The sequence below is a fragment of the Microbacterium paraoxydans genome (genome assembly GCF_020524545.1).
Classification (GTDB): domain Bacteria; phylum Actinomycetota; class Actinomycetes; order Actinomycetales; family Microbacteriaceae; genus Microbacterium; species Microbacterium paraoxydans_C.
Genome location: NZ_JAIVLG010000003.1, coordinates 111,825 through 134,628, shown reverse-complemented (window position 1 = coordinate 134,628; position 22,804 = coordinate 111,825). Strand labels below are relative to the sequence as shown.

The window sequence follows — 22,804 nt, the reverse complement described above, 5'->3', positions numbered from 1 at the left end:
CGACGTCCGACGTCCGTCTATTCGCGCGAGAGCATGGCCGCTGCCTCGAGTTCGAGGTCGAGATACTGCTCCGAGCTGACATCGATTCCGACGCCCAGCAGCCTGCCACCGGTGAACGGGAACGGGTTGCCGTACTCCCGGCTCACCGGATCGGCACTGTCCCATCCGACGCAGAGCCCATCACCGCACAGAGTGAACTTGCCGACCTGCGCCCGCATCGGTCCCGAGGCGACGGCCCGGTCGTCGACGTACAACGTGGCGGTGCCGACGGATTCCCCATGCTCTCCCGCCCCTTCGCGGACGAACTCGACGCCGAGGGTATGCGGCCCGACGGTGAGCGGCTCGGAGGCGAACGACTGTTCCGGGGGGATGCCGAGGAAGTTGTAGACGTAGTGGAGACGGTTGTCCTTGATGAACAGCGAGTGGCCGCCGAACCTCGATCCGTGCGCGAACAGCACGCCCTCCGCTCCGTCTTCCAGGATGACGTCCGCGATGATCTTGTACGAGCGTCCGCGCAGGTTCACCGCGACGCTCTCGGGCACCGCGGCGGTGTCCGGGTAGTACACATACCTCTCCCTCGGAGGCTCGGCCTGTGGACGCTCGACCGTGAGGAGCTCTCGCGCCGAGCGGTCGTCGAGGGGAAGCACGAAGTTCTTCTCGGCCTCCTCGAACCACGCGGCGATGAGTTCTCTGAGCTTCTCAGGGTGGCTCTCGGCGAGATCGTTCGACTCCGAGCGATCCAGAGCGACGTTGTAGAGCTCCCAGACGTCGTCCTCGAAGTGGCCCTTCCCGCTCAGCGGCGCATGCACGGCGGCTGCCTTCCAACCGTCCGCCCAGATTCCGCGCGTGCCGAGCATCGAGTAGTACTGCACCTTCTTCTGCGTCTGACCATCGGGCTCCGCGTCGAAGCTGTACTTCATCGAGACACCGTCGAGCGGATGTTGGGTCACGCCGCGGAACGTGGTCGGCATCTCGATGCCGATGACGTCGAGGACCGTCGCGACGACGTCGACCGAGTGGTGGTACTGGTGTCGCAGCTCGCCCTTGGCCTCGATGCCCTTCGGCCAGTGGATGACCATCGGGTCGCACGTGCCGCCGGCGAACTGGGAGTACCTCTTGAACATCTGGAAGGGTGTGGAGAAGGCCGTCGCCCAGCCGGTCGGATAGTGGTTGTAGGTGTCGGCGGATCCGAGCCGGTCGATCATCGTCAGGTTCTCGGCCAAGTCGTCCGGGTAGCCGTTGAAGAACTTGTTCTCGTTGACGGAGCCGTCCGGGGATCCCTCCCCCGACGCACCGTTGTCGGCGCAGTAGAAGACGAGGGTGTTGTCGAGCTGCCCGGTCTCCTCGAGGTAGTCGACGATGCGTCCGACCTGCGCATCGGTGTACTCGGAGAAACCGGCGAAGACCTCGGCGAAACGGGCGAAGAGACGCTTCTCGTCATCGTTCAGCTCCTCCCACGGGCGCACGTGATCCGCAGGATTGGCGACATCGTCGGGGAGAGGATTGATCGGCGTCAGCGCCGTGTCCTCCGGCATGATGCCCTTCGCGATCATGCGGGCGAGCACCCATTCCCGATACGCGTCGTACCCGTCGTCGAACTTCCCGCGATACTTCTCGATGTACTCCTCAGGGGCGTGATGAGGAGCATGATTCGCGCCGGGGCAGAACCACATGTACCAGGGCTTCGAGGGGTTGGACGCCTGCTGGTTGCGGATCATCTTCAGCGCCTGGTCGGCGAGATCCTTGGAGAGGTGATACCCTTCCTCCGGCGTAGCGGGCGCCTCGATGAAGTGATTGTCCTCGACGAGGTCCGGGTACCAGTTGTTCGTCTCGCCGCCCAAGAAGCCGTAGAAGCGGTCGAAGCCGAGCTGCACGGGCCACATGGACCGATCGCCGCCTGGAGCGTTGTCCTCTTCCGGGACGTTGTGGTCCTTGCCCACCCAGAACGTCGAGTACCCGTTCTGCTGGAGCACCTGCCCGATCGTGGCGCACTCCGCCGGAAGGCGACCGGCGAAACCCGGGAACCCGTTCGTTGCCTCCATGATGACCCCGGCGCGATTGACGTGGTGATTCCGCCCGGTGAGCATGGTCGAGCGTGTCGGTGAGCACAGGGCGGTCGTGTGCCATTGCGTGTAGGTGAGCCCACCGGCAGCGAGCCGATCCATCGTGGGCATGCTGATCCGTCCACCGTATGGGGACCACGAAGCGAGGCCGGTGTCGTCGTAGAGGACGATCAGGACGTTGGGAGCCCCGTCCGGCGCGGCCTTCAGCTCGTATGGCGACCAGTCAGGGACTGAGTTGCGCACATCGAGCTCGATCTCCCCTGCGAAGTCCGAATTGAACGCCGGCATCTGCACTCCTTCGATCGGGGGCCAGGCGGCTGCCAGCCACGTGTCGAGTATCGCTGGCCACGGTCGGCGTGGAGCCTGCCGCTCACCTGCACGGGGTGAGCCCGTGTGATCGTTCAGCGACTCACGGACCGAGCGGCACCGTGGGGACCGGGATATCCGTGTCGTCATCCGCCAGTTCGGCTGCGGGCACCGGTGCCGGACGGCGCAACAGCTCGACGATGACGAGGAAGACCACGAGTCCCACCGACACCCCGATCACCGAACCGAACGAGACCGGTCGCGTCATGATGAGGATGAGCAGGGCGAGCGCCATACCGGCGATGACGATCGGGCCGTGGAAGCGGTCGACCGCAAGGCCGAAGCGCCCCGTGGAGACCCCCCGACGTTCCCAGGTGCTCCTCATCGCGGCGAACCCGCTCGCGAGAGCACCCCGGAGGGCGACCGCGCTGCGGCTCGACCCCGCGATCCACGCCCACACCGCCACCAGCACTCCGACAAGGGCCAGCGCAGCGATCGTCGAACTCAGCAGCGACGTCACCTGATCGAACAGGGATTGCGCCGCAGCGGCCGTCATGATGGACGGACTGACCGCACCGATGAAGAAGACCCGTCCGATGCCCATCCCCGCGGCCAGGAGGAGGAAGGCGACGGCGAGCGCTGCACTGGTCCAGAACAGCGCGCGTGGGCGGTTACGGGCGATCAGGATGCCGCCGACCACCAGGCCGAGCACGACCCAGGGCAGCCAGAAGCCCGCGGCCACCGCGATCTGGTAGACCGTCCGCACCAGCACCAGGGCATCGGCCTGCGCGATGGGGATCGACCGATCGATCTGCGGGATCAACTCCGCGAATCCGACCCCGCGTTCCGTGAGCACCGCCTTGACCCGCTCGACCACGAGACCGACATCGATGGACAACACGCCGTCGTCTGCGAGCTGCAGCGCAGTGTCCGGGCTGTTCTGCATGATCGCCACTGCGCGCTCATGACTGAAACGCAGCGACTGCGCCCAGATGTCGGCGAACTGGTCCGAGGCGACCACATCATGGATCACGTTGTCGACGAGGGAGGTCAGCCCGCTGGCTGCCGGGGCCTCCAGGAGGCTGAGGGCGGAGGACGCACGAGGGGGAAGATCCAACTCCCGCAAACCGTCGAACACCTCGCCGACGACAGCGTCGAGGTCGACCTGCTCGTGGATCGCGGTGCTGACCTGATCGGCGACGAAATCCTGAACATCGGGGTCTTCGGCGAGCGGTGCGAATGTCGCCACGAACCGATCGGCGTCCACGAGCTGGAGGCGCGCCCAGGTGCCCATCGCCGCGATCGGTGCCATCAGCACGGCGACAGCGAGCACGATCCCCGCGACGATGCTCCTCGCCACCGGCTGCCTGCGCGACTTCTCGGGCGAACTCCTGAGCGTCTCGTTCTCCTGTTCGAGGAGAAGAACGCGGGCGCGCAGATCCTCCAGTTCGCTCATTCGGCTTCCTCCTCCGTGTCCCGCCCGTGTGCACCGGATCCAGTGCTCACCGGTTCGTCAGCTCAGCAGCTTCTGCTTCGCCGCGACGAACTCCTCCTGCGACAGCACACCCGATTCCTTCAGCGCCGCCAACTGCTGCAGCTTAGCGACCATGTCATCGGGTGCCGCTGCCGCGGGCGCGGGGGCGGCCGCGTATTGCGCTGCGGCGTTCTGCGCGGCCGCGTCGATCTGCGCCTGCTGCTGTGCGGCTTCGTACTGCTGCTGCTCGTACTGCCCCTGAGCCCGCTGCTGCTGGTTTCGGGACATGGCACCGCCGACGGCCGAAGCCGTTCCCGCCACCACGGCTGTCCTGGCGGCCAGTCCGATCAATCCGGGGCGACCGAATCTTCTCATGGGCATGTCATCAACCTTCCTGCTCGAGGATGTCCATCATGGCGTTCACGACGGGAGCGGGGACGCGCTCGCTCCGGAGCACCTGCCCGCCTGCCGCAGCGAGGCTCTGCGCCAGAGCGCGCGCGAACGCGAGCTCCAAGACGACGACGGCTGCGGACTGCCCCGGATCGAGCGCGGCAGCGAGAGCCTCCACGTCCTCCTCACCGGCGAGCCCGGCGGCGATCGGCTGGAAATCGTCCAGCCCGAGGTCGCCGTCATCCGCATCGAGTTCGACGATCTCCACCTCACCGCTGGCCGACTTCGACAGCACGACGAAGTCGAGCAACCGGACGACGCCGCTGTCGACGAGGTCGGTCAACGCCCGGAACGTCGCCGGGTCGGGACGCTCGCCCTCGAAACCCACGAGGTAGAACTCGGCGGGGCCGAATCGGAAGTCATTCATGGATTGTCCTTTCTCACGGTGACGAACCGTGCGCTCATGCTCGCATCGCTGCCGGCGCGAAGGTCCGCATTCTCACCCCAACCGGGTGAGCGGTCAGCCGTCCGGCGGTTCGGTCCGACTGTTCTGGCGCGGAATCCACACCTTGCGGACGATGATGAGGATCGACGCGGTCAGCGGAATCGCCACGAGGGCGCCGAGCAGGCCCAGAAGCGTGGCGCCGATCATCGCGCCGATGATCACGAGCACCCCGGGCACCGCGGCAGCCTTGCCCATGACCCGCGGGGTGACCACGTAGGCCTCCACCTGGATGTACACGAGGTACGCGATCGCAAAGATCAGCGCGGCCATCGGGCTGACGAACAGCGTCGCGACACCCCCGATGAGCAGGAACACCAGTGACCCGATCATCGGTACCAGCGTGACGAAGAACGCGACGATCGCCATCACCGCGGGGATGGACGAGCCGACCGCGAACTGGATCACGAGCACGACCAGCGCATTGATCGCCGAGAGGGTCACTCCACCGGCCACCACACCACCCACCGACCGCGTGACCTCATCCAGCAGGTCGGCGAAGCGGGCTCGTCGATACTGCGGAACCAGAGCGGCGACCGCGCCCTTGATGCTCTGCAGCGAGGATACGAAGTACAGAGTGAGGACGACCACCATGATGAAGCTCGACACCGCTCCGATCACACCGAACCCGGCTTTCAGCACCCCTCCGGAGATCGCCAGGAAGGAGGAGAGCGTGGTGAGCGAATGGAGGCCCTCGGCGACCACGGACGAGAGATCGACACCGAGGTTCGCCTCCAGGGAGAGGTACCACTCGCTCTGCTGCACTGCCGCGATGGTTTCCGGCGCCGCCTCGATCGCGGCGGAGATCTGGCGGATCGTCATCGGTACGAGGACGAGGAGGATCACCGCGACGACGGCGAGGAAGACGGCGGCGACGACCGCGACGCCCGCCGCGCGCCCCATCCCCCGGCGCTCGAGGGCACGCACGGCCGGGTCGAGTCCGAGCGCGAGGAACATTCCCAAGAAGATCGAGACGAGAACGGTCGAGATGCCGGCGATCGTCGCGGCCAGAGCGATCGCGAGCAGGACGCCCACCGCGACCGAGAAACCTGACAGCAGCGGCTTCGCCGGGAGCACGAGCTGCAGGCGCGACAGACGTCGACCGCTCTTCCCCTCCGTCTGCGCCGAAGGCTCCGTCTCGTCCACGGAGTGCACGTTACGCGCACGGCTCGAACCGAGCGGCCACCGCCTCACCCGTTCCTGATGACGGCCGCGGGGTCGCCCGCTAGGGGTGAGCGGGACTCCTTCCCTCGCGGTCACGCTGTCACTATCGCGGTACGCAGTAAATCCAATGAAAGGGGTCCGACGTGTCGATTTGGACAAGCTTCTGGGACATCATCTGGTGGTTCTTCTGGGTCTTCGTGTTCATCTCCTACCTGATGGTGCTGTTCAACATCGTGGCGGACCTGTTCCGGGACCACGCCCTGAACGGATGGTGGAAGGCCGTCTGGATCATCTTCCTCATCTTCGTGCCGTTCCTCACAGCGCTCGTCTACTTGATCGCGCGCGGCCAGGGCATGGGCGAACGCAGCGCTTCCGCCTACAAGGAGCAGCAGCAGGCCGCGGACTCCTACATCCGCAGCGTCGCCGGGGCCAGTCCCAGTGACGAGATCGACAAGGCATCGAAACTCCTCGCCGCCGGCAGCATCACCCCCGACGAGTTCGCTGCCATCAAGGCACGCGCGCTGAGCTGAGATCGTGGCTGAGGCGGTCGGTGTGACCCTGCAGGCACTCGGTGACGTCGAGTTCGTCGTCGTGCGCCTGGAGGACGGCCGCCTCAGCCCGAACATCCTGGAGGCTGTGCTCCGGCAGGTGGACAGTGGGGCCATACGCCTCCTGGACTTCCTGATCATCCATCGTCGAGACGACGTCGAGTGGCGACTGATCGAGATCGATGCCGACGAGTTCGCGCTCGCCGGACTCGGGCTCGACACCCCCGGCCTCGTCAGCGAGGACGATGCGCGGCACTTCGCCTCGCATCTTCCGGTCGGCACCATCGCGGCGCTGATGCTCGTCGAGCCGACCTGGAGCGAACGCTTCTCCCGCGACGTCGATCGACGAGGGGACAGTATCCTCGCGATGCAACCGATTCCGGCCGCGATCGCGAACACGATTCTCACCACGGCCCTGCAGCACCACTGAATGTCCCGGCGTCGCCGGAAGCGCGGCGCTCAGACCGTGGTGCGCACCGCCTCGCGCCGCGAGGACACTCCGAGCTTGCGATATATCGCGCGCTGATGCGTCTTGACGGTGTTGATCGACACCGCCAACTCGCGAGCGATCTCATGCAGTGTCCGCGCGGTCTGCAGCTGTTGGAAGACGTCCCGCTCTCGCTCCGAGAGCGTCTCCACCAACGAACCCGCGGCGTCGTTCGCGAGGCAGCGTCCGATGAAGTCGTCGAACTGCGTGCCGAAGTGGACGTGCTCACCCAGCAGCTTGCGCACCGCCGTCTCGCGGGGGCCGAAGGGAACCCGGATGTTCTCGCCGGAAGCGACCGCGACCGCGGCCTCGCACAGATCGTGCGCCTCGTCGTGATGACCGCCGTGCCGCCGCAGCACCGCGGCCGTGATCAGCGTCGCCGACTTCACGTAGGAGATCTCGCTGAACTGCCGGAGCGAGCGCAGCATCTCCAGCGCCGCGGAGTACTCACCCGCCCGGCGCAGCACCCCCGCGAGTGCGACGTTGACGACGGGGAGGTCCGGGCACTGGATGTATTTCCTGGCGATCCGCATCGCCCGATCCTGACGCCCGACCGCCTCCTCGAGCAGAGCGACCGACGACTCCCGGAACGCCGGCCAGGAGATCCCCTGGATCACCTCGAGGGGAATGTCCTGGATACCGATCGCCGCGCGACGGCACGCAGCGACGTCACCCGTCTCCGCCGCCGCATAGGCGGTCATCATGCGCGCCACGCTCGTGAAGGATCGGTCGGAGCCTCCATTGGCGATCACCGTACCGAACGCCCGGATCGCCTCGGCGAACTCGCCCGACCAGTACGCGACATAGCCCGAGGCGGTCGCTGCGCTCCCTCCGGCGTAGGTGCTCCAGGGGAGGGAGGCATCTTCGACCTGGTACGCGGCGGCGAGGGACACCCGGGCATCGGTGAGACGCCCGGCCCAGGTCTGCCCGAAGGCGAGATGCCCCAGAGAACGCTTCGCCAGTTCGCGGTCACCCGATGTCTGTGCCTCCCTCGCGGCGACCGAGAAGTACTCGAGAGGGATCATCGGGTTGCCTCGATGACGGATCTCGGTCCAGCCGAGGAGGTAGTTGAGCGCCGCGCGATCCCCGAGCTCGGTCGAGTCCTCCTCGAGGAGCATCCGGCGCACTCTGGCGCTGGCATCGGCGACTTCGGCGCGTTCATCCGCGATGAACAGCCGAGCGATCAGCAGGACCGCGGGTTCGGCGCCCTCGCACGTCCTGATCACCGTCCCCTCGGCGCGACGAAAGAGCTCGCGGGCCACACGGTGGTCGCCGAGGACGTCGCTCGCGCACGCGCGGACGAGGAGCACCTGCGCGTCATCCGGGGACCGGTGCAGCATCTCGATCGCCGTGCGCTCGACCTCGGCGGCACTGGTGCCCACGACGAGGCCCAGCCAGTGGCGTAGCAACGTGTCCCTCGCGGTGACGGAATCCCCGGCCCGGAGCGAATGCATGATCGATGCGATGGGGTCCGTCGTCTCGAGCGCGGTCGCGGCTCGGCGATGGCAGGCGGCGGATCGCGCGGCATCGAGACGCACGATCTCCGCGCACTGGCGTGCGAAGGATGCGTGCCAGCGGTACACGACCCCGTGTGCCCCGTCGAATCGGTCGAGGAAGAGTCCGAGCCGCACACACGTCTCGAGCAGCTCGGCCGCTTCGGGACGCTTCGTGACCGCGATGGCCAGCTCCGGAGTCAGCTCACCGCACACACTGGCGTCGAGCACGAAGTCGGCCACGCCCGGTGGCAACGCGCCGAGAACATGCTCGCGCACGTAGGCGCCGAGGAAGCCGGAAGCGCTCTGAGCCGCGGGATCCGGTCGAGCCCCACCGATCATCATCAGGCGGACGGCTATCGGCCATCCCCTGGTCTCCTCGAAGATCGTCTCGGCAGCGAGACCGTTCGCCGCCGACGCGTGCAAACGCTCCACCTCCGGCGCCGTGAAGCTGAGGGTCTCCGCGCCCACGAAGGCGCCCGGGTGCGTGATCCGATGCCGGGAGAGCGTGACCTCGAGCAGCGTCGTCCCGACGAGGACGATCCGCAGGTTGTCCGGAGCCTGCTCAGCGAGCATGCCGAGGAGGCCCCGACGCCAGTCCTCCCCCGCACGTTGGGCATCGTCGATGATCAGATGCACGCGGTCGTCGACTTCCTCCAGGGCGGCGCAGATCTCCTGGTACGCATGGCTCGGGTCATCCAGATCCCGCGCGAGGGCCAGCGAGCACCCTGCTCTCTCGGCTCCGACCAGCAGAGCGTGCACGACTCCCTGCGTCAGCCGCGAGGGGTCGCAGTCGAACGAGCTGAGGCCCAGCCAGGCGACCTGCTCGAGCCCGGAAGCCCAGTCGGCGACGGCAGTGGTCTTGCCGAATCCGCTGGGGGCACTGACCACCACGAGCGGGTTCGTCGCCGCGGCCGCCCCGAGCGCTTCGCTCACGCGATCGCGGCGGATGGCGCCTGGTTGCGGTGCCGGCGGTCGGAAGCGCACCGTCGGTCCCGGCGTCGTCGATCGTACGGGGGGCGACATGGCACCAACGTAATGGCGCGGCAGTCATTCCTTCAAGGGCATTTCCTTCACGTGTTCACCCCGGCCTCCGTGGTCTGACCCACGTCGCGCTTGAGCGCATCGGCGGTGCGGATGAAGAGGATGATCCAGGTGAAGACGACCGTCCCCGCCACCAGCTCGACCGCGGTCAACGTGTAGTAGCCGACGGCGAAGAAGGACGAGAGCAGCAGGATCAGCAGGAGGAACACGTAGCCCAGGAGCACGAAAGTGCGGGACACACCGGGAATCCATCGGCGCACGGCCACCACGAGCACGGCGTACGCGACGACCATGCCCGAGGCCACGCCCGTGTGCAGCGCGAAGTGCTGATCGACCGGGAACACTCCGACGAGACCGAGGAAGACGCCCACGATGACCAGACACGTCCGCACCGAGGCGACCCCGCGTGGATGGGTGGTCGGGATGCCCCTCGTCGCGTAGCGGGCCAGTGTCGTCACGAGGACGCCCGCGACGATCAAAGTCAGATTGAAGGCGCGCGCCGAGAGGTCGTCGGTCATGCCGAGAGCGCTCAGGTTCTCCTTCCACCACTGCGGGTCACTCGCCGTGAGCATGCTCGCGAGCACTCCGAGCACGAGGAAGACCGCGAGCACCGTCGCCAGCAGCTGCAGATCGAGGTGGGTCGCGGAGTAGTAGGTCATGTATGCGGTGAGCGCCGCGGCGGCTCCCGCCAGCATCAGCACGGGTATCGGATACACCACGGCTCCGAGGAGTCCCTGCTCCATGATCGTCGCCGCCAGCGTCCACCCGAGCAGCGCGATCATGGCGTGGGCGAACGCGAACGCCGCGATGTCGATGATGTCGAGCACGCCGAGACGCTTCCCCCGGGCGGGATCGGCGGCGATGATCCGCCCCAGCACGAAGACGACGATCGCTGTGACCGCAGACATCAGTGCGACGAACTGGCCGAGCGAGTCGGGGCCGGAGATCGGGGCCGCGCGCAGCCCGAAGACGGGAAGGGCCACGAGCGCCGCGAGGATGAAGGCGAAGATCGAGATCTGGAGCCCGATGGCCTCCCGCGCGCGCTCCCTCGTCGCTCCGTGCGAGCGGGCGGCCGTCAGCAGGTCCGGCATGGGCGGAGTCGTGGACATGTGCCAAGTGTCCTGCTCCGTCCCGCGCCCCCGCACTCTCGATTCATCCGTCACGGGTGAGCGCGCGCAACGGAGCCGACACGCCGGACTCACCCGCGCGGGGTGACCGCGACGCACGCGCGATGACCGCGTCGATGCATCCTTGTCGTATGAGGCGGACGACCCGGACGAGCCCGAACGTGCCACGATCGTGACGCTGGACGACCTGTTCCCCGACGGCCTCTCCGCCCTCCAGATCGCGCTGGCGGTGCTGTCCGTACTCGTCGGATGGCTCCTGTCCCGGTTCGCGCGCAAGGGCGTCCTCACGCTCACGAGCCGGACGCCGGGCATCTCGGACTCCGTGGCGCAACTGGCCGCGCGGTTCGCGCAGTATGCCCTGCTCCTGGTCGGCATCGGGGTCGGCTTGGCTTTCCTCGGCGCGAACGTGCAGCCGCTGTTGGCGATGACGGCCATCGCGGTCGTCGTCCTCGTCCTGGTGCTGCGTGGTGTCGCGGACAACTTCGCGGCCGGCGTCCTGATCCAGTCACGCCAGTCGGTCAAGATCGGCGAGGAGATCACGATCGACGGCCCCGACGGGGAGATCCGGGGTACGGTGCAGGAGCTGAACGGGCGCGCGGTGATCCTCACCACGGTGGACGGCCGCACCGTGCACGTGCCGAACGCCGCACTGCTCACCGGCGTGCTCGTGAACAACTCTCGGCACGGGTCGCGGCGAAGCGCACTGGACGTCAGGATCGCTCGATCCGACGGTCTCGACCTGGACGAGGTGATCGGGATCCTCACCGACGCGGCGACCACCGTCGACGGAGTGCACACGCGCGAGCGTCCGCGTGTGCGCATCACCTCCGTGTCACCGACGCGGTGGATGCTGAAACTCCAGGTCTGGCATCACCCGCTGCATGGCTCCGCGGTCGTCTCCGACACCGTGCGCGTGGTCGCCGAGGCGTTGGAAGCTGCCGGGCTTCGTACGGTGGTCGCGCCGGAGCAGAGCACACCGCCCCTCGTCCCTCCGGAGCCGTACTGAGCGCCGGCGCCCGTCCGCGGCACCATCCGCGAGGCGAGCGCGATCCCTCGCGAGCGGCGGCTACGCTGGCCGCGTGACCACCTCATCGACCCCCGGAGGCTCCTCCGATCGGATGCTCTCGCCCAGTCTTCGAGTGCTCCTGGTGCTCGCGGCGAGTGTGGTCACGCTGGCCGGTGTGTACTTCGTGCGTGATCTCTTCGGACCGCTCGCGCTCGCGATCGTGATCGTGATCATCTGCGAACCGCTCCGTCGTCCCCTCGACCGTCGCGGATGGCCGCGGTGGGCGAGCACGACCGCCGTCATCGCCGTCGCCTACCTGATCCTCCTGGTGATGGGCGCCCTGCTGTGGCTCGCCGGCACGCAGTTCGCACGGCTCGCCGGCGAACTCGTCTCGGAGGGAGGTCTGGCGAACACCGCTGACGAGTTCATCGCCTGGCTGCAAGCCCTTGGCCTGGATGGGCAGGCCTCGGATGCAGCAGCCTCCGTGTTGGATCCCACCACGTTGCTGGGCATCGTGCGCAGTGTCGGCGGCACGGTGCTCAGCGTCGCGACCGCGCTGTTCTTCGTCTGCGCCTACATCATCTTCATGGCGGCCGACGCGGCGCGCTACCGGTCGGCCCCCGCACTCTTCGGCGCCTCGAAGGGTGCGGTGATCGCGCGCATCACCCGCCTCGGCTCCGGGATCCGCCGCTACTACATCGTCAACGCCACCTTCGGTGCCATCGTCGCGATCATCGACGGCCTGGCCTTGTGGTGGATGGGCGTTCCTGCCCCCGTCGTCTGGGCGATCCTGGCATTCGTGACGAACTTCATCCCGAACATCGGGTTCGTGCTCGGACTGGTACCGCCGGCGATCCTCGCGTATGCGGTCGGCGGCTGGCCGCTCCTCCTCGGCGTCGTCGCGGTGTACTGCATCGTGAACGTCGTCCTTCAGGTCCTCGTGCAGCCGAAGTTCGTCAGCGACGCGGTCGACCTCAGCCTCACGCTGAGCTTCTTCTCGGTGATCTTCTGGACCTTCATCATCGGGCCCCTCGGCGCGATCCTCTCCATCCCGCTCACCCTGTCGGCACGCGCGCTCGTCCTCGAGGGCGACCCGGAGACCACCTGGCTGCGGTGGCTCTCGGGGGACCGCACGGCCGTACCCGCGGTTCCCGACCCCGAACCGGATCCCCCGCCCCGTGGCCGTCGGCGGCGACGGGCTCGGCGGAGCGCCTGAGCCACCGCGACAGCGTTGCCCCCATCCCCCTGGCATCACCCGGGGGAGGTTAGGCGCGGGTTGTGGCCGTCGTCGCCACCTAGTGGGATGGTGGACGCGAACGCGCCCGAGCGGGTGCGACTGAGGGAGGCGACGTGCAACGGCCACTCGCGGGGCTCACCGGGCGGAACGTCATGACCGAGCTGACCGCGGGTGTCACGCTGCTCGCGATCGCCATCCCCCTGAACATCGGATACGCGCAGATCGCCGGTCTCCCGCCGACTGCGGGACTCTACGCCCTCGTGGTGCCGACGATCGTGTATGCCCTGGTCGTCTCCTCACGGCAGCTCGTCGCGTCTCCGGATGCCGCGGCCGCCGCGCTCGTCGCCTCGTCGATCGGTGGTCTCGCCGCCGCCGGCAGCGCCGATTACGCCACGCTGGCACTCGCGCAGGCGATCATCTGCGGCGGGATGTTCCTGCTGCTGGCCGTGTTCAAGCTCGGCTTCCTGGCGAACTTCCTCTCGAAACCGATCCTGGTCGGTTTCGTCGGCGGCCTCGCGCTCGACATCATGGTGAGCCAGGTGGCGAAGATGCTCGGCGTCAAGATCGACTCCGGCAAGGAGTTCACCGGCAAGATCGCCGATCTCGTCGGAGGCTTCACGACCCTCAACGGCTGGGCCGTCCTGATCTCGGTCTGCTCGGTGAGCGTCCTGCTGCTGGGCCGCCGCTTCCTCCGAGCGGTCCCCTGGGCGCTGATCGTGCTTGTCGTGACGACGCTCGTGGTGGTGCTGGCCGGACTCGACGAGCGAGGCGTGGATGTGCTCGGCGAAGTCCCAGCGGGCCCGCCGGTACTCACGTGGCCGATGATCGACTGGTCGCTGTGGCTCGCGCTGGTGCCGTCCGCGATCGCGCTCACGCTGGTGACGACGGCGGAGGGTCTGCTCGTCTCGCGCTCCTATTCCGAGAAACACGGCTATCCGTTCCGCGCGAACAGGGACCTCTTCGCGTTCGGCATCTCCAACATCGCCGCAGGGGCTCAGGGCAGCTTCGCCGTCGGCTCTTCGACGTCCCGCACCGCGGCGATGGATCAGGCCGGGTCCCGCACGCAGTTCCCCGCGCTGATCCTCGCCGCCGGAACCCTGCTGCTCCTCCTGTTCGGCACGGCACTGCTGGCCGACATCCCCTCTCCCGCCATCGGAGCGATCGTCGGCGTGGCCATCATCCCGCTTCTCGGCATCCGCGACTTCATCGACCTGTGGCGCAAGGACCGGTTCGAGTTCCTGATCGCGGCGACCTGCTTCCTCACGACGCTCTTCGTCGGTTCGATCGCCGGCATCCTCGTCGCCTTCGTGCTGGCGCTCGTCAACCTCGCGAAGCGGGCCTCGCATCCCGCGATCGACGTCCTGGAGTCCAGCGGCGACCCGGGCGAGTCCCTCCTCGAAGATGCCCCCGCGGGCAACGTCACCGCCCCGGGCGTGATCGTGATCCGTCTCGCTGCGCCCCTGTTCTTCGCGAACGGCGCGGTGTTCTCCACAGCGGTGAAGGAGGCGATCCGGTCGGCCGGAACGGAGACGGTCCGCCACCTCGTCGTGGACATGGAAGCCGTCACCGACGTGGACGTCACGGGAGCGGAGTCGTTCCTCGCGCTCAGGGAATGGCTCGCGTCGCAATCCATCTCGCTCGCGTACAGCAGGGTCCGTCCGAAGACCCTGCACCGTCTCACCAGCCTCGGGTTGCTCGACACGGAAGAGGTCTTCGCGACCAACCGTGCAGCGATCACCCGACTGGCCCCCTCGTCGGCGGAGCCCGCACCTCCGGAGAAAGCAGGTCAATGATGGGCAGCGTCATCGGGGAGATCCTCCCACTCGCTCTCGGTGTGGCGATCAGTCCGATCCCGGTCATCGCGGCGATCCTCATGCTGCTCTCGCCGAAAGCGCGGATCACGAGCGTGGGCTTCCTGCTCGGCTGGATGATCGGGATCGTCGTTGCCGTGACGGTGTTCTCCCTCCTCTTCTCGATTCTCCCGGAGCACGATCCCGATGCGTCCCGCCCGATCCGCGGCACGGTGCAGCTCGTCCTCGGGCTCCTCCTCTTCCTTCTCGCCTTCGTCCAGTGGCGCAAGCGCCCGAAACCGGGCGAAGAGGCCGCCCTCCCGAAATGGATGAAGGCCATCGACACGTTCACCTTCCCGGTCGCGTTCGGACTGGGGTTCATGCTCGCGGCCGTCAATCCCAAGAACCTCACGATGGCTGCCGGTGCGGGCACGGACATCGGCGTCGCGGCTCTCCCTGCGGGCTCGACGACCCTGGTGGTGATCGTGTACGTGCTCGTGGCGTCTTCGACCGTGCTCGTCCCGGTGGTCGGGTACCTGATCGCGGCGGAACGTCTTCGTGCGCCGCTGAATGCACTGAGCACGTGGCTCACCTCCGAGAACACGGTCATCATGGCCGTGTTGTTCGTCGTGCTCGGGACATCGATGATCGGAAAGGGCATCGGCAGCTTCTGACCGGGAGGTGACGCCAACGCGAGGTCGCCCCCTGCGCCCCACTGCCGTCATCTCGTTCCGGGTCCGGTCTCCGCTGACTCCATGCCCTGCCGCACAGAGGCATGCACGCGCCCTGTGCCGGAGAGCTCCATGAACCACGGAGAGTGTTCGGCAACCGCCGTCGCCGGCGCCGGAAGGGCGGCAAGGTGCAGGACCACGCCGCGCTGCGCGAGCTCCCGGTCGAGGTCTTCGAGGGCGTCGAGCACCGTGACCGTCATGACCTCCTGCTGTCTCATCCCGAGTACGAGCGCCCAGACGGGGACGGTCTCGCCATCGACGATCTCGAGGAGCTTGCGCTCGTTCGCCAGCGCGTTGGCCGTGTAGAGACCGCGTTCGAGGTGGACGCCGAGCACGCCGGCGCTCGCACCCACCACGCGCACTTTGGGCACGTTCAGCTCGCGCAGCACGAGGATCAGCGTGACGACGACTCCGACCGCGACCGCCGGGAGCAGGCCCGCCGTGAGGCCGAGGAGCGCGACGGACAGCGCGACCCAGAAGTCCACCCGGCTGATCCGGGCCCACCGCACCAGCTCCGGGATGTTGATGAGTCCGGCGACCGCGACGAAGACCATCGCCGCCAAGGTTGCCTCGGGCAGCAGGCTGAGGACGGGACCGAAGAACAACGACACGAGGATGGCGAGCACCACCGTGACGACCGTGGCCAGCTGCGACCTGGCGCCTGCGCTCTGATTCACCGCGCTCTGTGAGAATCCGCCTGCCGCAGGCATCGTGCCGAAGAACGCGGCGACCGCGTTCGCGGCACCGGCGGCCAAGAGCTCCTGGTCACTGTCGATCTGCGGGTCGGTCACTGCGCGAAGGGTCCGAGCGACAGCTGCCGACTCGAGGAACGCCATGACCGCGATCGCGAGAGCACCGGGGAACAGCGCCGGTATGCGGGTGAAGTCGGGAGCACCGGGAACGGGGAGGCCGCCGGGGACCGAGGCGATCAGGCGCACTCCGAACTCATCGATGCCCGCGAGCCAGACGAGAAGTATGCCGCCGACCACGACGACGAGCGTTCCCGGGACCTTCGGGGCGACCCTTCTCAGGATGACCAGCATGGCGATCGAGCCGATCGACAGGGCTACTGTCGGCCAGCTCACGCTGTCGAGCGCCTGCGCGACGGCGGCAAGCGAGCGGAAGAACCCGTGGCCGGTGAAGTCGTCGCTCTGGCCCAGCAGCTTCGGCAACTGCCCCACCGCGACGGTCGCCCCGACGCCGATCTTGAGCCCGAGAACCGTCGCGCCGCTGATGTTCTCCACGAGTGAGCCGAGTCGGCACAGCCGCGCGACCAGGAGAATCACCCCGACCAGCAACGTGAGCATCATGAGGGAGCCGATCGCATCATCAGACGACGCTGCCACGCCCGCTGATACGAGGGTCGTCGCGGTGAGAGTCGCGATCGTCGATGTCGTGGAGACGCTCATCGCGCGGCTGCCGCCGAGGATCGCATAGACGAACATCGGCAGGATGCAGGTGTACAAGCCCACCTGCACGGGGAGGTCGGCGATCGTCGCGTACGCCATCGCCTGCGGGATCACCACCGCGCCCGCCGAGAGACCCGCGACGACGTCGCGCGTGATCGCGCGGCGCTGGTAGCCCTCGAGCGTGCTGAAGAACCACGGCGGTCTTCTCACTGGGCTCACCTGCCTCCGGCTGTCGGTTCGATCGAGGGTACTGGGCCCGGTTCCCCGGCTGTGGACCCCCTCACCCCGCGCGGGTGGCCCATCGTGGTGAGGCATGGATGCCCTTCCGGTTAAATTGTGCACAACCTAATTGTGTGCCATCATTCATGCATGGCCATGACCGACGAGATGGTGTGCTTCTCCCTGTATTCCGCCGCACGCGCCACCACTCAGGCGTATCGGACGCTGCTCGCCCCGTGGGGGCTCACCTACCCGCAGTACTTGGTACTGGCGGCACTGTGGATCGACGGCGAGCAGACCGTCGGGTCGCTCGGGGAGGTGATGCGCCTCGACTCGGGCACCCTCTCCCCTCTCGTGCGACGCCTCGAACAGGCCGGTCTCGTGGAACGATCCCGCAGCCGGAGCGATGAACGCGTCGTGACGGTGAGGCTCACCGAGAGGGGGAACGGCCTCCGCGACGAGGTCGCCCCCGTTCACGCCGCCGTCGCCGACGCCGCCGGCCTCCGGGACGGTGACCACCGTCGCGAACTCATCACCGAGTTGCGGGACATCACCGACCGGCTCCAGCGGGTGACCGCCGGCCTCGCCGACACGCACGACCCACGTTGAATTCACTCCCTCACGAACGGAACCCCATGCGCGCACTCATCCACCACACGTTCGGCGAACCCGAGCAGGTCCTCGGGATCGAAGACCGGCCCCTCCCGGAACCGGGCGCGGGCCAGGTCCGCCTCCGGACGGTGCTCTCCCCCATCCACAACCACGATCTCTGGACGGTCCGCGGCACCTACGGCTTCACACCCGAGCTCCCCGCTGCGTCCGGCACCGAGGCGCTCGGCGTCGTGGATGCGCTCGGGGCCGGCGTCGCCGGTCTCGTCGTCGGGCAGCGGGTCGCCACGGGAGGCACGTTCGGCGCGTGGGCGGAGTACTTCCTCGCGGACGCCGCCGGCCTCATCCCGGTCCCCGACTCGCTCTCGGACGAGAGCGCCGCACAGTTGGTCTCGATGCCGTTCAGCACGATCGCTCTGCTGCGCTTCCTCGATGTGGAGCCGGGCCAGTGGATCGTGCAGAACGCGGCGAACGGCGCTGTCGGTCGGATGCTCGCCCAGCTCGGGGCCGCCCGAGGTGTCCGCGTTCTCGGCCTCGTCCGTCGGGGAGCAGGGGTCGAGGAGCTGCGGGAGCAGGGCATCGAAGACGTGGTCGCCACCGATCAGGACGACTGGCGGGAGCAGGTCGCGCACCTCACCGGTGGAGCGCCCATCGTCGCCGGCGTGGACTCGGTCGGGGGCGCCTCCGCGGGCGATGTCCTGTCCCTCCTCACTGAGAGAGGCACCCTCGTCGCCTTCGGGGCGATGAACTCCCCGATCATGGAGATCGCCTCCTCCGACGTGATCTTCAAGCAGGCGACGGTGAAGGGCTTCTGGGGAAGCAAGGTCATTCCGCAGCTCGACCCGACCGTCCGCGGCGAACTGTTCGGTGAACTGATCCAGCGCGTCGGCGACGGCAGCCTGACGCTTCCCGTTTCGGGAATCTTCGACGCGGGAGACATCCGCGCGGCGGTGCAGGCGAGCAACACCCCCGGGCGCGTCGGCAAGGTGCTGTTGCGCTTCTGATCACGCCCGCGTGTTCGGCGGCGGAGTCAGATCCTCCCCCGGACCGGCGTGCGTTCGGCGCCGTCCGCGCCGTCAGGCATCGTCATCTCCGCCCGCACACCGAGAAGACGGACCTCGCGCTCGGCATCGAGAGATGCCGCAAGCTCGAGAGCCGCCGCGACGAATACTGCCGGGTCCTCGGTCGGCTCCGGCAGCTTTCGTCCGAGCGTCTTCGTCTCGAAGGGCGCGTACCGCACCTTCAGATGCACCCGGACGACCGGCCTCCCTTCGGCGGCGCAGTCGTCGAAGGCGTGGACGGCGAGTTCGTGGACCGCTCGCTCGATCTGGTCCGGCGTCGTGAGGTTCTGCTGGTAGGTCGTCTCCCGGCTGTGGCTTCGAGCGACCCATGGCGTGTCATCGACGACGGCGGGCCCGCGCCCTGATCCGAGTCCGTGGTACCAGACCCCCATCCGCGGCCCGAACTCCTCGACGAGAACCGCCTCGTCGGCATCCGCGAGTTCCCGGACGGTCGAGATGCCGTGCGCAGCCAGACGCTTCTGCACCTTCGACCCGACTCCCCAGAGGTCTCTGGTCGGTTTGTCGCCCATGACCTCGAACCAGTTCGCTTCGGTGAGTCGGAAGATCCCTCGAGGTTTGCCGAACTCCGTCGCGATCTTGGCGCGCACCTTGTTGTCGCCGATGCCGACCGAGCAGTGCAGTTCCGTCGCCTCACGCACCGCCTCCTGGGCAGCCCGCGCCACGCCCTCGGGGTCGTCCGTGGTGACACCGAGGAAGCACTCGTCCCATCCGACGATCTCCAGCACGACCTCCGGCAGCGCACGAAGCGCGGCCATCACCTCCGCGGACGCGATCTCGTACGCGTGGTGGTCGACCGGGAGGAACACGGCGTCCTCGGGTGCCTTGCGCGCCGCGATCTTCAGCGGCATCCCCGACCCGATGCCGAAGGCCCGCGCTTCGTACGACGCCGTCGAGACAACGGCTCGCTCAGTGGGATCACCGCGGCCCCCCACGATCACCGGGCGTCCCGCGAGCTCGGGCCGTCGCAGCACCTCGACCGCGGCGATGAACTGATCCATGTCCACGTGCAGCACCCAGTCGGCCATGAATCGAGTGTGCCGGGTGGGAGAGCGCCTGTCACCCCGTCCCCGGGGCACGAGTCAGGAGATCGAGACGCCGACCGCCGTCACGATCACGGCGAGCAGCGGCAGCGCCCCCTGCATCGTCGCGGCACGAGCCTTCGTGCGGTCCGCGAGCACCAGCACGAGCGCGGCGGCGAGCATCATGGCCGTGCCCGCGAACACCAGCGTCAGACCGACCGTCTCCGCTCCCACGATCACGAGACCGATGCCGAGCAACGTGGTCAGCGCCAGGAAGAGGTTGTAGAAGCCCTGGTTGAAGGCGAGTTGCTTCATCGTGACGGCGTCCGCCTCGCTGGCGACGCCGAAGATCTTCCTCGTCTCCGGCTCGGTCCACCTCAGCGACTCGAGCGCGAAGATGAACACGTGGAACGCAGCAGCGGCTGCGGCGAGGACGAGACCGACGATCAGCATGGGCTGATTCTCTCGTTCGCAGGCTCGCGCGGCAAGCCGAGGCCGCGCGGGAGCGCGCTCAGACCAGGAAGATCGGGAGCAGCCCCGGGTTGTGTGCGTGGACGAGCACCGCGAACACGACGGCATCGAACAGCAGGTGCACGGTGACCACGTACGCGAGCGAATGCGTGCGCAGGAAGATGTACCCCTGCAGGAGCGCGAACGGGATCGTGAGCAGCGGCCCCCATTCCCGGTACCCCAGTTCCCACAGGAACGAGACGAACACGACGGCCTGCAGCAGATTCGCGATCACGTTCGGGAAATGGCGGCGCAGCAGAGCGAACACCGTGCAGATGAAGAACAGCTCGTCCCAGATGCCGACGGCACCCACCCCGACGAAGAGCCGGGCGATGAGATCGGGAGTGTCGACCACGGGCCAGTTCTGGTAGACACCACTGGTGATGAAGTAGAACGGGAGGATCAGCCATCCGAGGACGAGAACGGCCACCAGCCACCCCCACTGCAGCACTCCCCATCGGCGATGCGTTCGCCACGGGAAGCTGATCGCACGATCGCGGTACACGAAACGCGAGATGAGGTAGGGCACGGCCACCGCGCCGCCGAGAGCCAGCGTGAAGCGCAGCATCGCGAGGTTGTCCAGCTCGGCGGCCAGCGGGATGACGCTCACGATCAGCAGACCGACGGCGATCAGAGAGAGGTCGCGCACGAGCGAGGGAGGGCGTTGTTCTCCTGCGCTCACGACCGGTCCGTCGTATTGACGACGGCGCTCGATCGTCCAGGCGGCTCCGAGTCCCAGGGCGAGCAGCACCCAACCGAGCCACGGGATCTCCGCCACGAAGAACGCCGGAGCGGCGGCGCAGACGAGCCCGGCGGGCACGACGCCGGGCCACCTCGTCGTCGCGCGCCGCACCTCGGTCACGGGCGGATCCGGCGCCGGTAGACGAGATCGCGGATGTCACGCCCCTTGGCGATCCCCTTGCGTTCGAACGCCGTCATGACACGACCGTCGAAACGCTCTGCCCACTCTCCGTCGAACGCACGCTCGAACAGCGGTTCGGCATCGAGCACCTCGCGCATCTGCAGCGCGTAGTCCTCCCAGTCAGTCGCCAGCCGCAGCAGGCCGCCGTCGCGCAGCGCTCTCGCCGCGGTGTCGCCGAAGCCCGGCCGTACGAGCCGCCGCTTGGTGTGCCTCTTCTTGTGCCAGGGGTCGGGGAAGAAGATCCACACCTCGCGCGCCGCCCCCTCGGGCAGATACGACGACAGCACCTCCGGCGCGTTCGCCTCGACCACGCGGAGATTGCGCGCGCCCTCACGGTCGGCATCGAGCATGGTCCGGGCGAGCCCGGCGCGGAACACCTCGACGGCGAGGAAGTCGTCACTCGGACGGGACGAGGCAGCGGCGACGATCGCGTGCCCCTGGCCCGATCCGATCTCGACGTACAGGTCGCCGTCGCGACCGTACTCCGCCACGGGATCGAGACGTGCCTCCGGGTGCACCGAGGTCCAGGCGACGTCGCGTGGGACGTCGAGCAGGTAGTGCGGACCGAGTTCGGTGAAGGCGCGTTCCTGCGCCTCGGACATCCGTCCGCTGCGGCGCACGAAGGACACCGGCTCGTCTCGGAAGGTTCGGGGTTCGGGCATGATCCCAGGGTAGTCGCCGCCTCCGCCGCCACCGGCTCGCGGGCCGCAGCGCGTTCAGTTCGCCGGGACGGTCACGAAGTCGATGAGCTCCTCCACGCGCCCGAGAAGCGCGGGCTCCAGATCCCGATACGTGGTGACTTTGGAGAGGATGTGCTGCCACGCGCGTCCGGTATCGCCCGGTGTCTCGTGCGGCCAGCCCAGCGCACGGCAGATCCCCGTCTTCCAGTCGGTGCCGCGCGGGATCTCCGGCCACTTCGCGATACCGAGGGCGCGTGGCGTCACGCACTGCCAGACGTCGACGAAGGGATGCCCGACGATACGGAGGTGCCGGCCGTGCGGACCGCGCGCGATCGCCTCGGCGACTCTGGTCTCCTTCGATCCCGGCACGAGGTGGTCCACCAGCACGCCGTAACGTCGGGTCGCCGTGGGCGGCTCGGCGGCGAGCAGATCATCGAGGAGGTCGATCCCCTGGAGGAACTCGACGACGACGCCCTCGACGCGCAGATCCGCGCCCCAGACCTTCTCCACCAGTTCGGCGTCGTGCTTGCCCTCCACGAGGATGCGGCTGGGCAGGGCGACACGCGCCCGCTGGTCGGCGACGGCGAAGGAGCCGGACGCCGTCCGTCGGCGTCCCTGCGCGTGGACGGACGGACTCACGAGACGCACGGGGGCACCGTCGATCAGGAAACCCCCGCCGAGCGGGAAGAGCCGGCGACGTCCTCGTCGGTCCTCCAACTCCACGTTTCCCGCCTGCACGCGCGTCACCGCGCCACAGAACCCGTCATCGGCGACCTCCACGACCAGATCAGTCTCCGCCGCGACCTGCGGCACCTGCTTCGCGCCGCGGTCGCGCCAGCCGGTCGCCAGCACATCCGAACCGTACATGTCGTCCATGCCTTCCAGCGTATGTGCCTCCGCTGACGGCGAACGGCGAACCGGCCGCCGGTGCTGTCGCGTGTCGTTGTCAGTGCATAGACTCGACGCATGGGGCTCGGCTGCCGGTCGGAGGG

The 22,804-nt window shown here is 68.0% G+C and carries 21 protein-coding genes; 8 read left to right on the top strand and 13 right to left on the bottom strand.

The features are described from left to right. Positions 1–17: 17 nt before the first annotated feature. The 5 genes from LC041_RS08705 to LC041_RS08685 all read right to left on the bottom strand — a co-directional run bounded on the left by LC041_RS08705 (position 18) and on the right by LC041_RS08685 (position 5,881). The gene (locus tag LC041_RS08705) at positions 18–2,351 is read right to left on the bottom strand and encodes an arylsulfatase (protein WP_226532717.1); all 2,334 of its coding nucleotides are present in this window, start codon (positions 2,349–2,351) and stop codon (positions 18–20) included. Between the two features lie 121 nt (positions 2,352–2,472). Then, positions 2,473–3,825 carry a hypothetical protein gene (locus tag LC041_RS08700; RefSeq protein WP_226532716.1) on the bottom strand — a complete coding sequence of 451 codons (1,353 nt, stop codon included), beginning with the start codon at positions 3,823–3,825 and terminating at the stop codon, positions 2,473–2,475. A gap of 57 nt (positions 3,826–3,882) precedes the next feature. Next, entirely contained in the window at positions 3,883–4,224 is a 342-nt protein-coding gene (locus tag LC041_RS08695; protein WP_226532715.1) for an SHOCT domain-containing protein, read from the bottom strand. A gap of 4 nt (positions 4,225–4,228) precedes the next feature. Next, positions 4,229–4,660 carry a DUF6325 family protein gene (locus LC041_RS08690; protein WP_226532714.1) on the bottom strand — a complete coding sequence of 144 codons (432 nt, stop codon included), beginning with the start codon at positions 4,658–4,660 and terminating at the stop codon, positions 4,229–4,231. A 93-nt stretch (positions 4,661–4,753) separates the two neighbouring features. Continuing rightward, positions 4,754–5,881, bottom strand: coding sequence for an AI-2E family transporter (locus LC041_RS08685; RefSeq protein ID WP_226532713.1), 1,128 nt, complete (start codon positions 5,879–5,881; stop codon positions 4,754–4,756). A gap of 161 nt (positions 5,882–6,042) precedes the next feature. Between LC041_RS08685 and LC041_RS08680 the strand changes: the two genes are divergently transcribed. After that, the gene (locus LC041_RS08680; RefSeq protein WP_226532712.1) at positions 6,043–6,429 is read left to right on the top strand and encodes a hypothetical protein; all 387 of its coding nucleotides are present in this window, start codon (positions 6,043–6,045) and stop codon (positions 6,427–6,429) included. A gap of 4 nt (positions 6,430–6,433) precedes the next feature. Continuing rightward, positions 6,434–6,877, top strand: a complete 444-nt coding sequence (locus LC041_RS08675; RefSeq protein WP_226532711.1) for a DUF6325 family protein — start codon at positions 6,434–6,436, stop codon at positions 6,875–6,877. Positions 6,878–6,906: 29 nt separating this feature from the next. On the opposite strand, the gene LC041_RS08670 is transcribed toward LC041_RS08675, so the two are convergent. Further along, on the bottom strand, positions 6,907–9,453 hold the full coding sequence (locus LC041_RS08670; protein ID WP_226532710.1) for a LuxR C-terminal-related transcriptional regulator: 2,547 nt from the start codon (positions 9,451–9,453) through the stop codon (positions 6,907–6,909). Positions 9,454–9,500: 47 nt separating this feature from the next. Further along, positions 9,501–10,580: a DUF998 domain-containing protein gene (locus LC041_RS08665; RefSeq protein WP_226532709.1), complete on the bottom strand. Its 1,080-nt coding sequence runs from the start codon at positions 10,578–10,580 to the stop codon at positions 9,501–9,503. Positions 10,581–10,722: 142 nt separating this feature from the next. Between LC041_RS08665 and LC041_RS08660 the strand changes: the two genes are divergently transcribed. The 4 genes from LC041_RS08660 (at position 10,723) to LC041_RS08645 (ending at position 15,305) form a co-directional block, all read left to right on the top strand. Continuing rightward, positions 10,723–11,604: a mechanosensitive ion channel family protein gene (locus LC041_RS08660; protein ID WP_226532708.1), complete on the top strand. Its 882-nt coding sequence runs from the start codon at positions 10,723–10,725 to the stop codon at positions 11,602–11,604. A 73-nt stretch (positions 11,605–11,677) separates the two neighbouring features. Continuing rightward, on the top strand, positions 11,678–12,820 hold the full coding sequence (locus LC041_RS08655) for an AI-2E family transporter (protein WP_226532707.1): 1,143 nt from the start codon (positions 11,678–11,680) through the stop codon (positions 12,818–12,820). A 173-nt stretch (positions 12,821–12,993) separates the two neighbouring features. Then, a complete protein-coding gene (locus LC041_RS08650) occupies positions 12,994–14,634 on the top strand; it encodes a SulP family inorganic anion transporter (RefSeq protein ID WP_226532706.1) in 1,641 nt (546 codons plus the stop codon). Further along, positions 14,631–15,305, top strand: coding sequence for a GAP family protein (locus LC041_RS08645; protein ID WP_226532705.1), 675 nt, complete (start codon positions 14,631–14,633; stop codon positions 15,303–15,305). Before LC041_RS08650 ends, LC041_RS08645 begins: the two co-directional genes overlap by 4 nt. 47 nt (positions 15,306–15,352) lie before the next feature. Here the strand turns inward: LC041_RS08645 and LC041_RS08640 are convergent, their stop codons facing one another. Next, positions 15,353–16,981, bottom strand: coding sequence for a SulP family inorganic anion transporter (locus tag LC041_RS08640; protein ID WP_226532704.1), 1,629 nt, complete (start codon positions 16,979–16,981; stop codon positions 15,353–15,355). Between the two features lie 159 nt (positions 16,982–17,140). On the opposite strand from LC041_RS08640, the gene LC041_RS08635 reads away from it, so the two are divergent. Together LC041_RS08635 and LC041_RS08630 are read left to right on the top strand one after the other, a co-directional pair. After that, positions 17,141–17,599 carry a MarR family winged helix-turn-helix transcriptional regulator gene (locus LC041_RS08635; RefSeq protein ID WP_226532703.1) on the top strand — a complete coding sequence of 153 codons (459 nt, stop codon included), beginning with the start codon at positions 17,141–17,143 and terminating at the stop codon, positions 17,597–17,599. A gap of 26 nt (positions 17,600–17,625) precedes the next feature. Continuing rightward, positions 17,626–18,603 carry a zinc-binding dehydrogenase gene (locus LC041_RS08630; RefSeq protein WP_226532702.1) on the top strand — a complete coding sequence of 326 codons (978 nt, stop codon included), beginning with the start codon at positions 17,626–17,628 and terminating at the stop codon, positions 18,601–18,603. A 26-nt stretch (positions 18,604–18,629) separates the two neighbouring features. On the opposite strand, the gene LC041_RS08625 is transcribed toward LC041_RS08630, so the two are convergent. The 5 genes from LC041_RS08625 to LC041_RS08605 are packed head-to-tail and all read right to left on the bottom strand — an operon-like array spanning position 18,630 to position 22,688. After that, positions 18,630–19,706 carry a DNA polymerase IV gene (locus LC041_RS08625; protein WP_226532701.1) on the bottom strand — a complete coding sequence of 359 codons (1,077 nt, stop codon included), beginning with the start codon at positions 19,704–19,706 and terminating at the stop codon, positions 18,630–18,632. 54 nt (positions 19,707–19,760) lie between these two features. Next, positions 19,761–20,153, bottom strand: a complete 393-nt coding sequence (locus LC041_RS08620) for a DUF1304 domain-containing protein (protein ID WP_226532700.1) — start codon at positions 20,151–20,153, stop codon at positions 19,761–19,763. Between the two features lie 58 nt (positions 20,154–20,211). Further along, on the bottom strand, positions 20,212–21,072 hold the full coding sequence (locus LC041_RS08615) for a CPBP family intramembrane glutamic endopeptidase (protein WP_226532699.1): 861 nt from the start codon (positions 21,070–21,072) through the stop codon (positions 20,212–20,214). Further along, positions 21,069–21,794, bottom strand: a complete 726-nt coding sequence (gene trmB / locus LC041_RS08610) for a tRNA (guanosine(46)-N7)-methyltransferase TrmB (RefSeq protein ID WP_226532698.1) — start codon at positions 21,792–21,794, stop codon at positions 21,069–21,071. Before trmB ends, LC041_RS08615 begins: the two co-directional genes overlap by 4 nt. A 54-nt stretch (positions 21,795–21,848) precedes the next feature. Then, a complete protein-coding gene (locus tag LC041_RS08605) occupies positions 21,849–22,688 on the bottom strand; it encodes a DUF3097 domain-containing protein (protein ID WP_226532697.1) in 840 nt (279 codons plus the stop codon). Between the last annotated feature and the right edge of the window lie 116 nt (positions 22,689–22,804).

Coding starts and splice junctions, on each gene's coding strand:
- LC041_RS08690 (WP_226532714.1), bottom strand. CDS start 4,660: ATGAATGACTTCCGATTCGGCCCCGCCGAGTTCTACCTCGTGGGTTTC.
- LC041_RS08650 (WP_226532706.1), top strand. CDS start 12,994: ATGACCGAGCTGACCGCGGGTGTCACGCTGCTCGCGATCGCCATCCCC.
- LC041_RS08630 (WP_226532702.1), top strand. CDS start 17,626: ATGCGCGCACTCATCCACCACACGTTCGGCGAACCCGAGCAGGTCCTC.
- LC041_RS08625 (WP_226532701.1), bottom strand. CDS start 19,706: ATGGCCGACTGGGTGCTGCACGTGGACATGGATCAGTTCATCGCCGCG.
- LC041_RS08700 (WP_226532716.1), bottom strand. CDS start 3,825: ATGAGCGAACTGGAGGATCTGCGCGCCCGCGTTCTTCTCCTCGAACAG.
- trmB (WP_226532698.1), bottom strand. CDS start 21,794: ATGCCCGAACCCCGAACCTTCCGAGACGAGCCGGTGTCCTTCGTGCGC.
- LC041_RS08670 (WP_226532710.1), bottom strand. CDS start 9,453: ATGTCGCCCCCCGTACGATCGACGACGCCGGGACCGACGGTGCGCTTC.
- LC041_RS08695 (WP_226532715.1), bottom strand. CDS start 4,224: ATGCCCATGAGAAGATTCGGTCGCCCCGGATTGATCGGACTGGCCGCC.
- LC041_RS08605 (WP_226532697.1), bottom strand. CDS start 22,688: ATGGACGACATGTACGGTTCGGATGTGCTGGCGACCGGCTGGCGCGAC.
- LC041_RS08635 (WP_226532703.1), top strand. CDS start 17,141: ATGGCCATGACCGACGAGATGGTGTGCTTCTCCCTGTATTCCGCCGCA.
- LC041_RS08665 (WP_226532709.1), bottom strand. CDS start 10,580: ATGTCCACGACTCCGCCCATGCCGGACCTGCTGACGGCCGCCCGCTCG.
- LC041_RS08620 (WP_226532700.1), bottom strand. CDS start 20,153: ATGCTGATCGTCGGTCTCGTCCTCGCCGCAGCCGCTGCTGCGTTCCAC.
- LC041_RS08645 (WP_226532705.1), top strand. CDS start 14,631: ATGATGGGCAGCGTCATCGGGGAGATCCTCCCACTCGCTCTCGGTGTG.
- LC041_RS08705 (WP_226532717.1), bottom strand. CDS start 2,351: ATGCCGGCGTTCAATTCGGACTTCGCAGGGGAGATCGAGCTCGATGTG.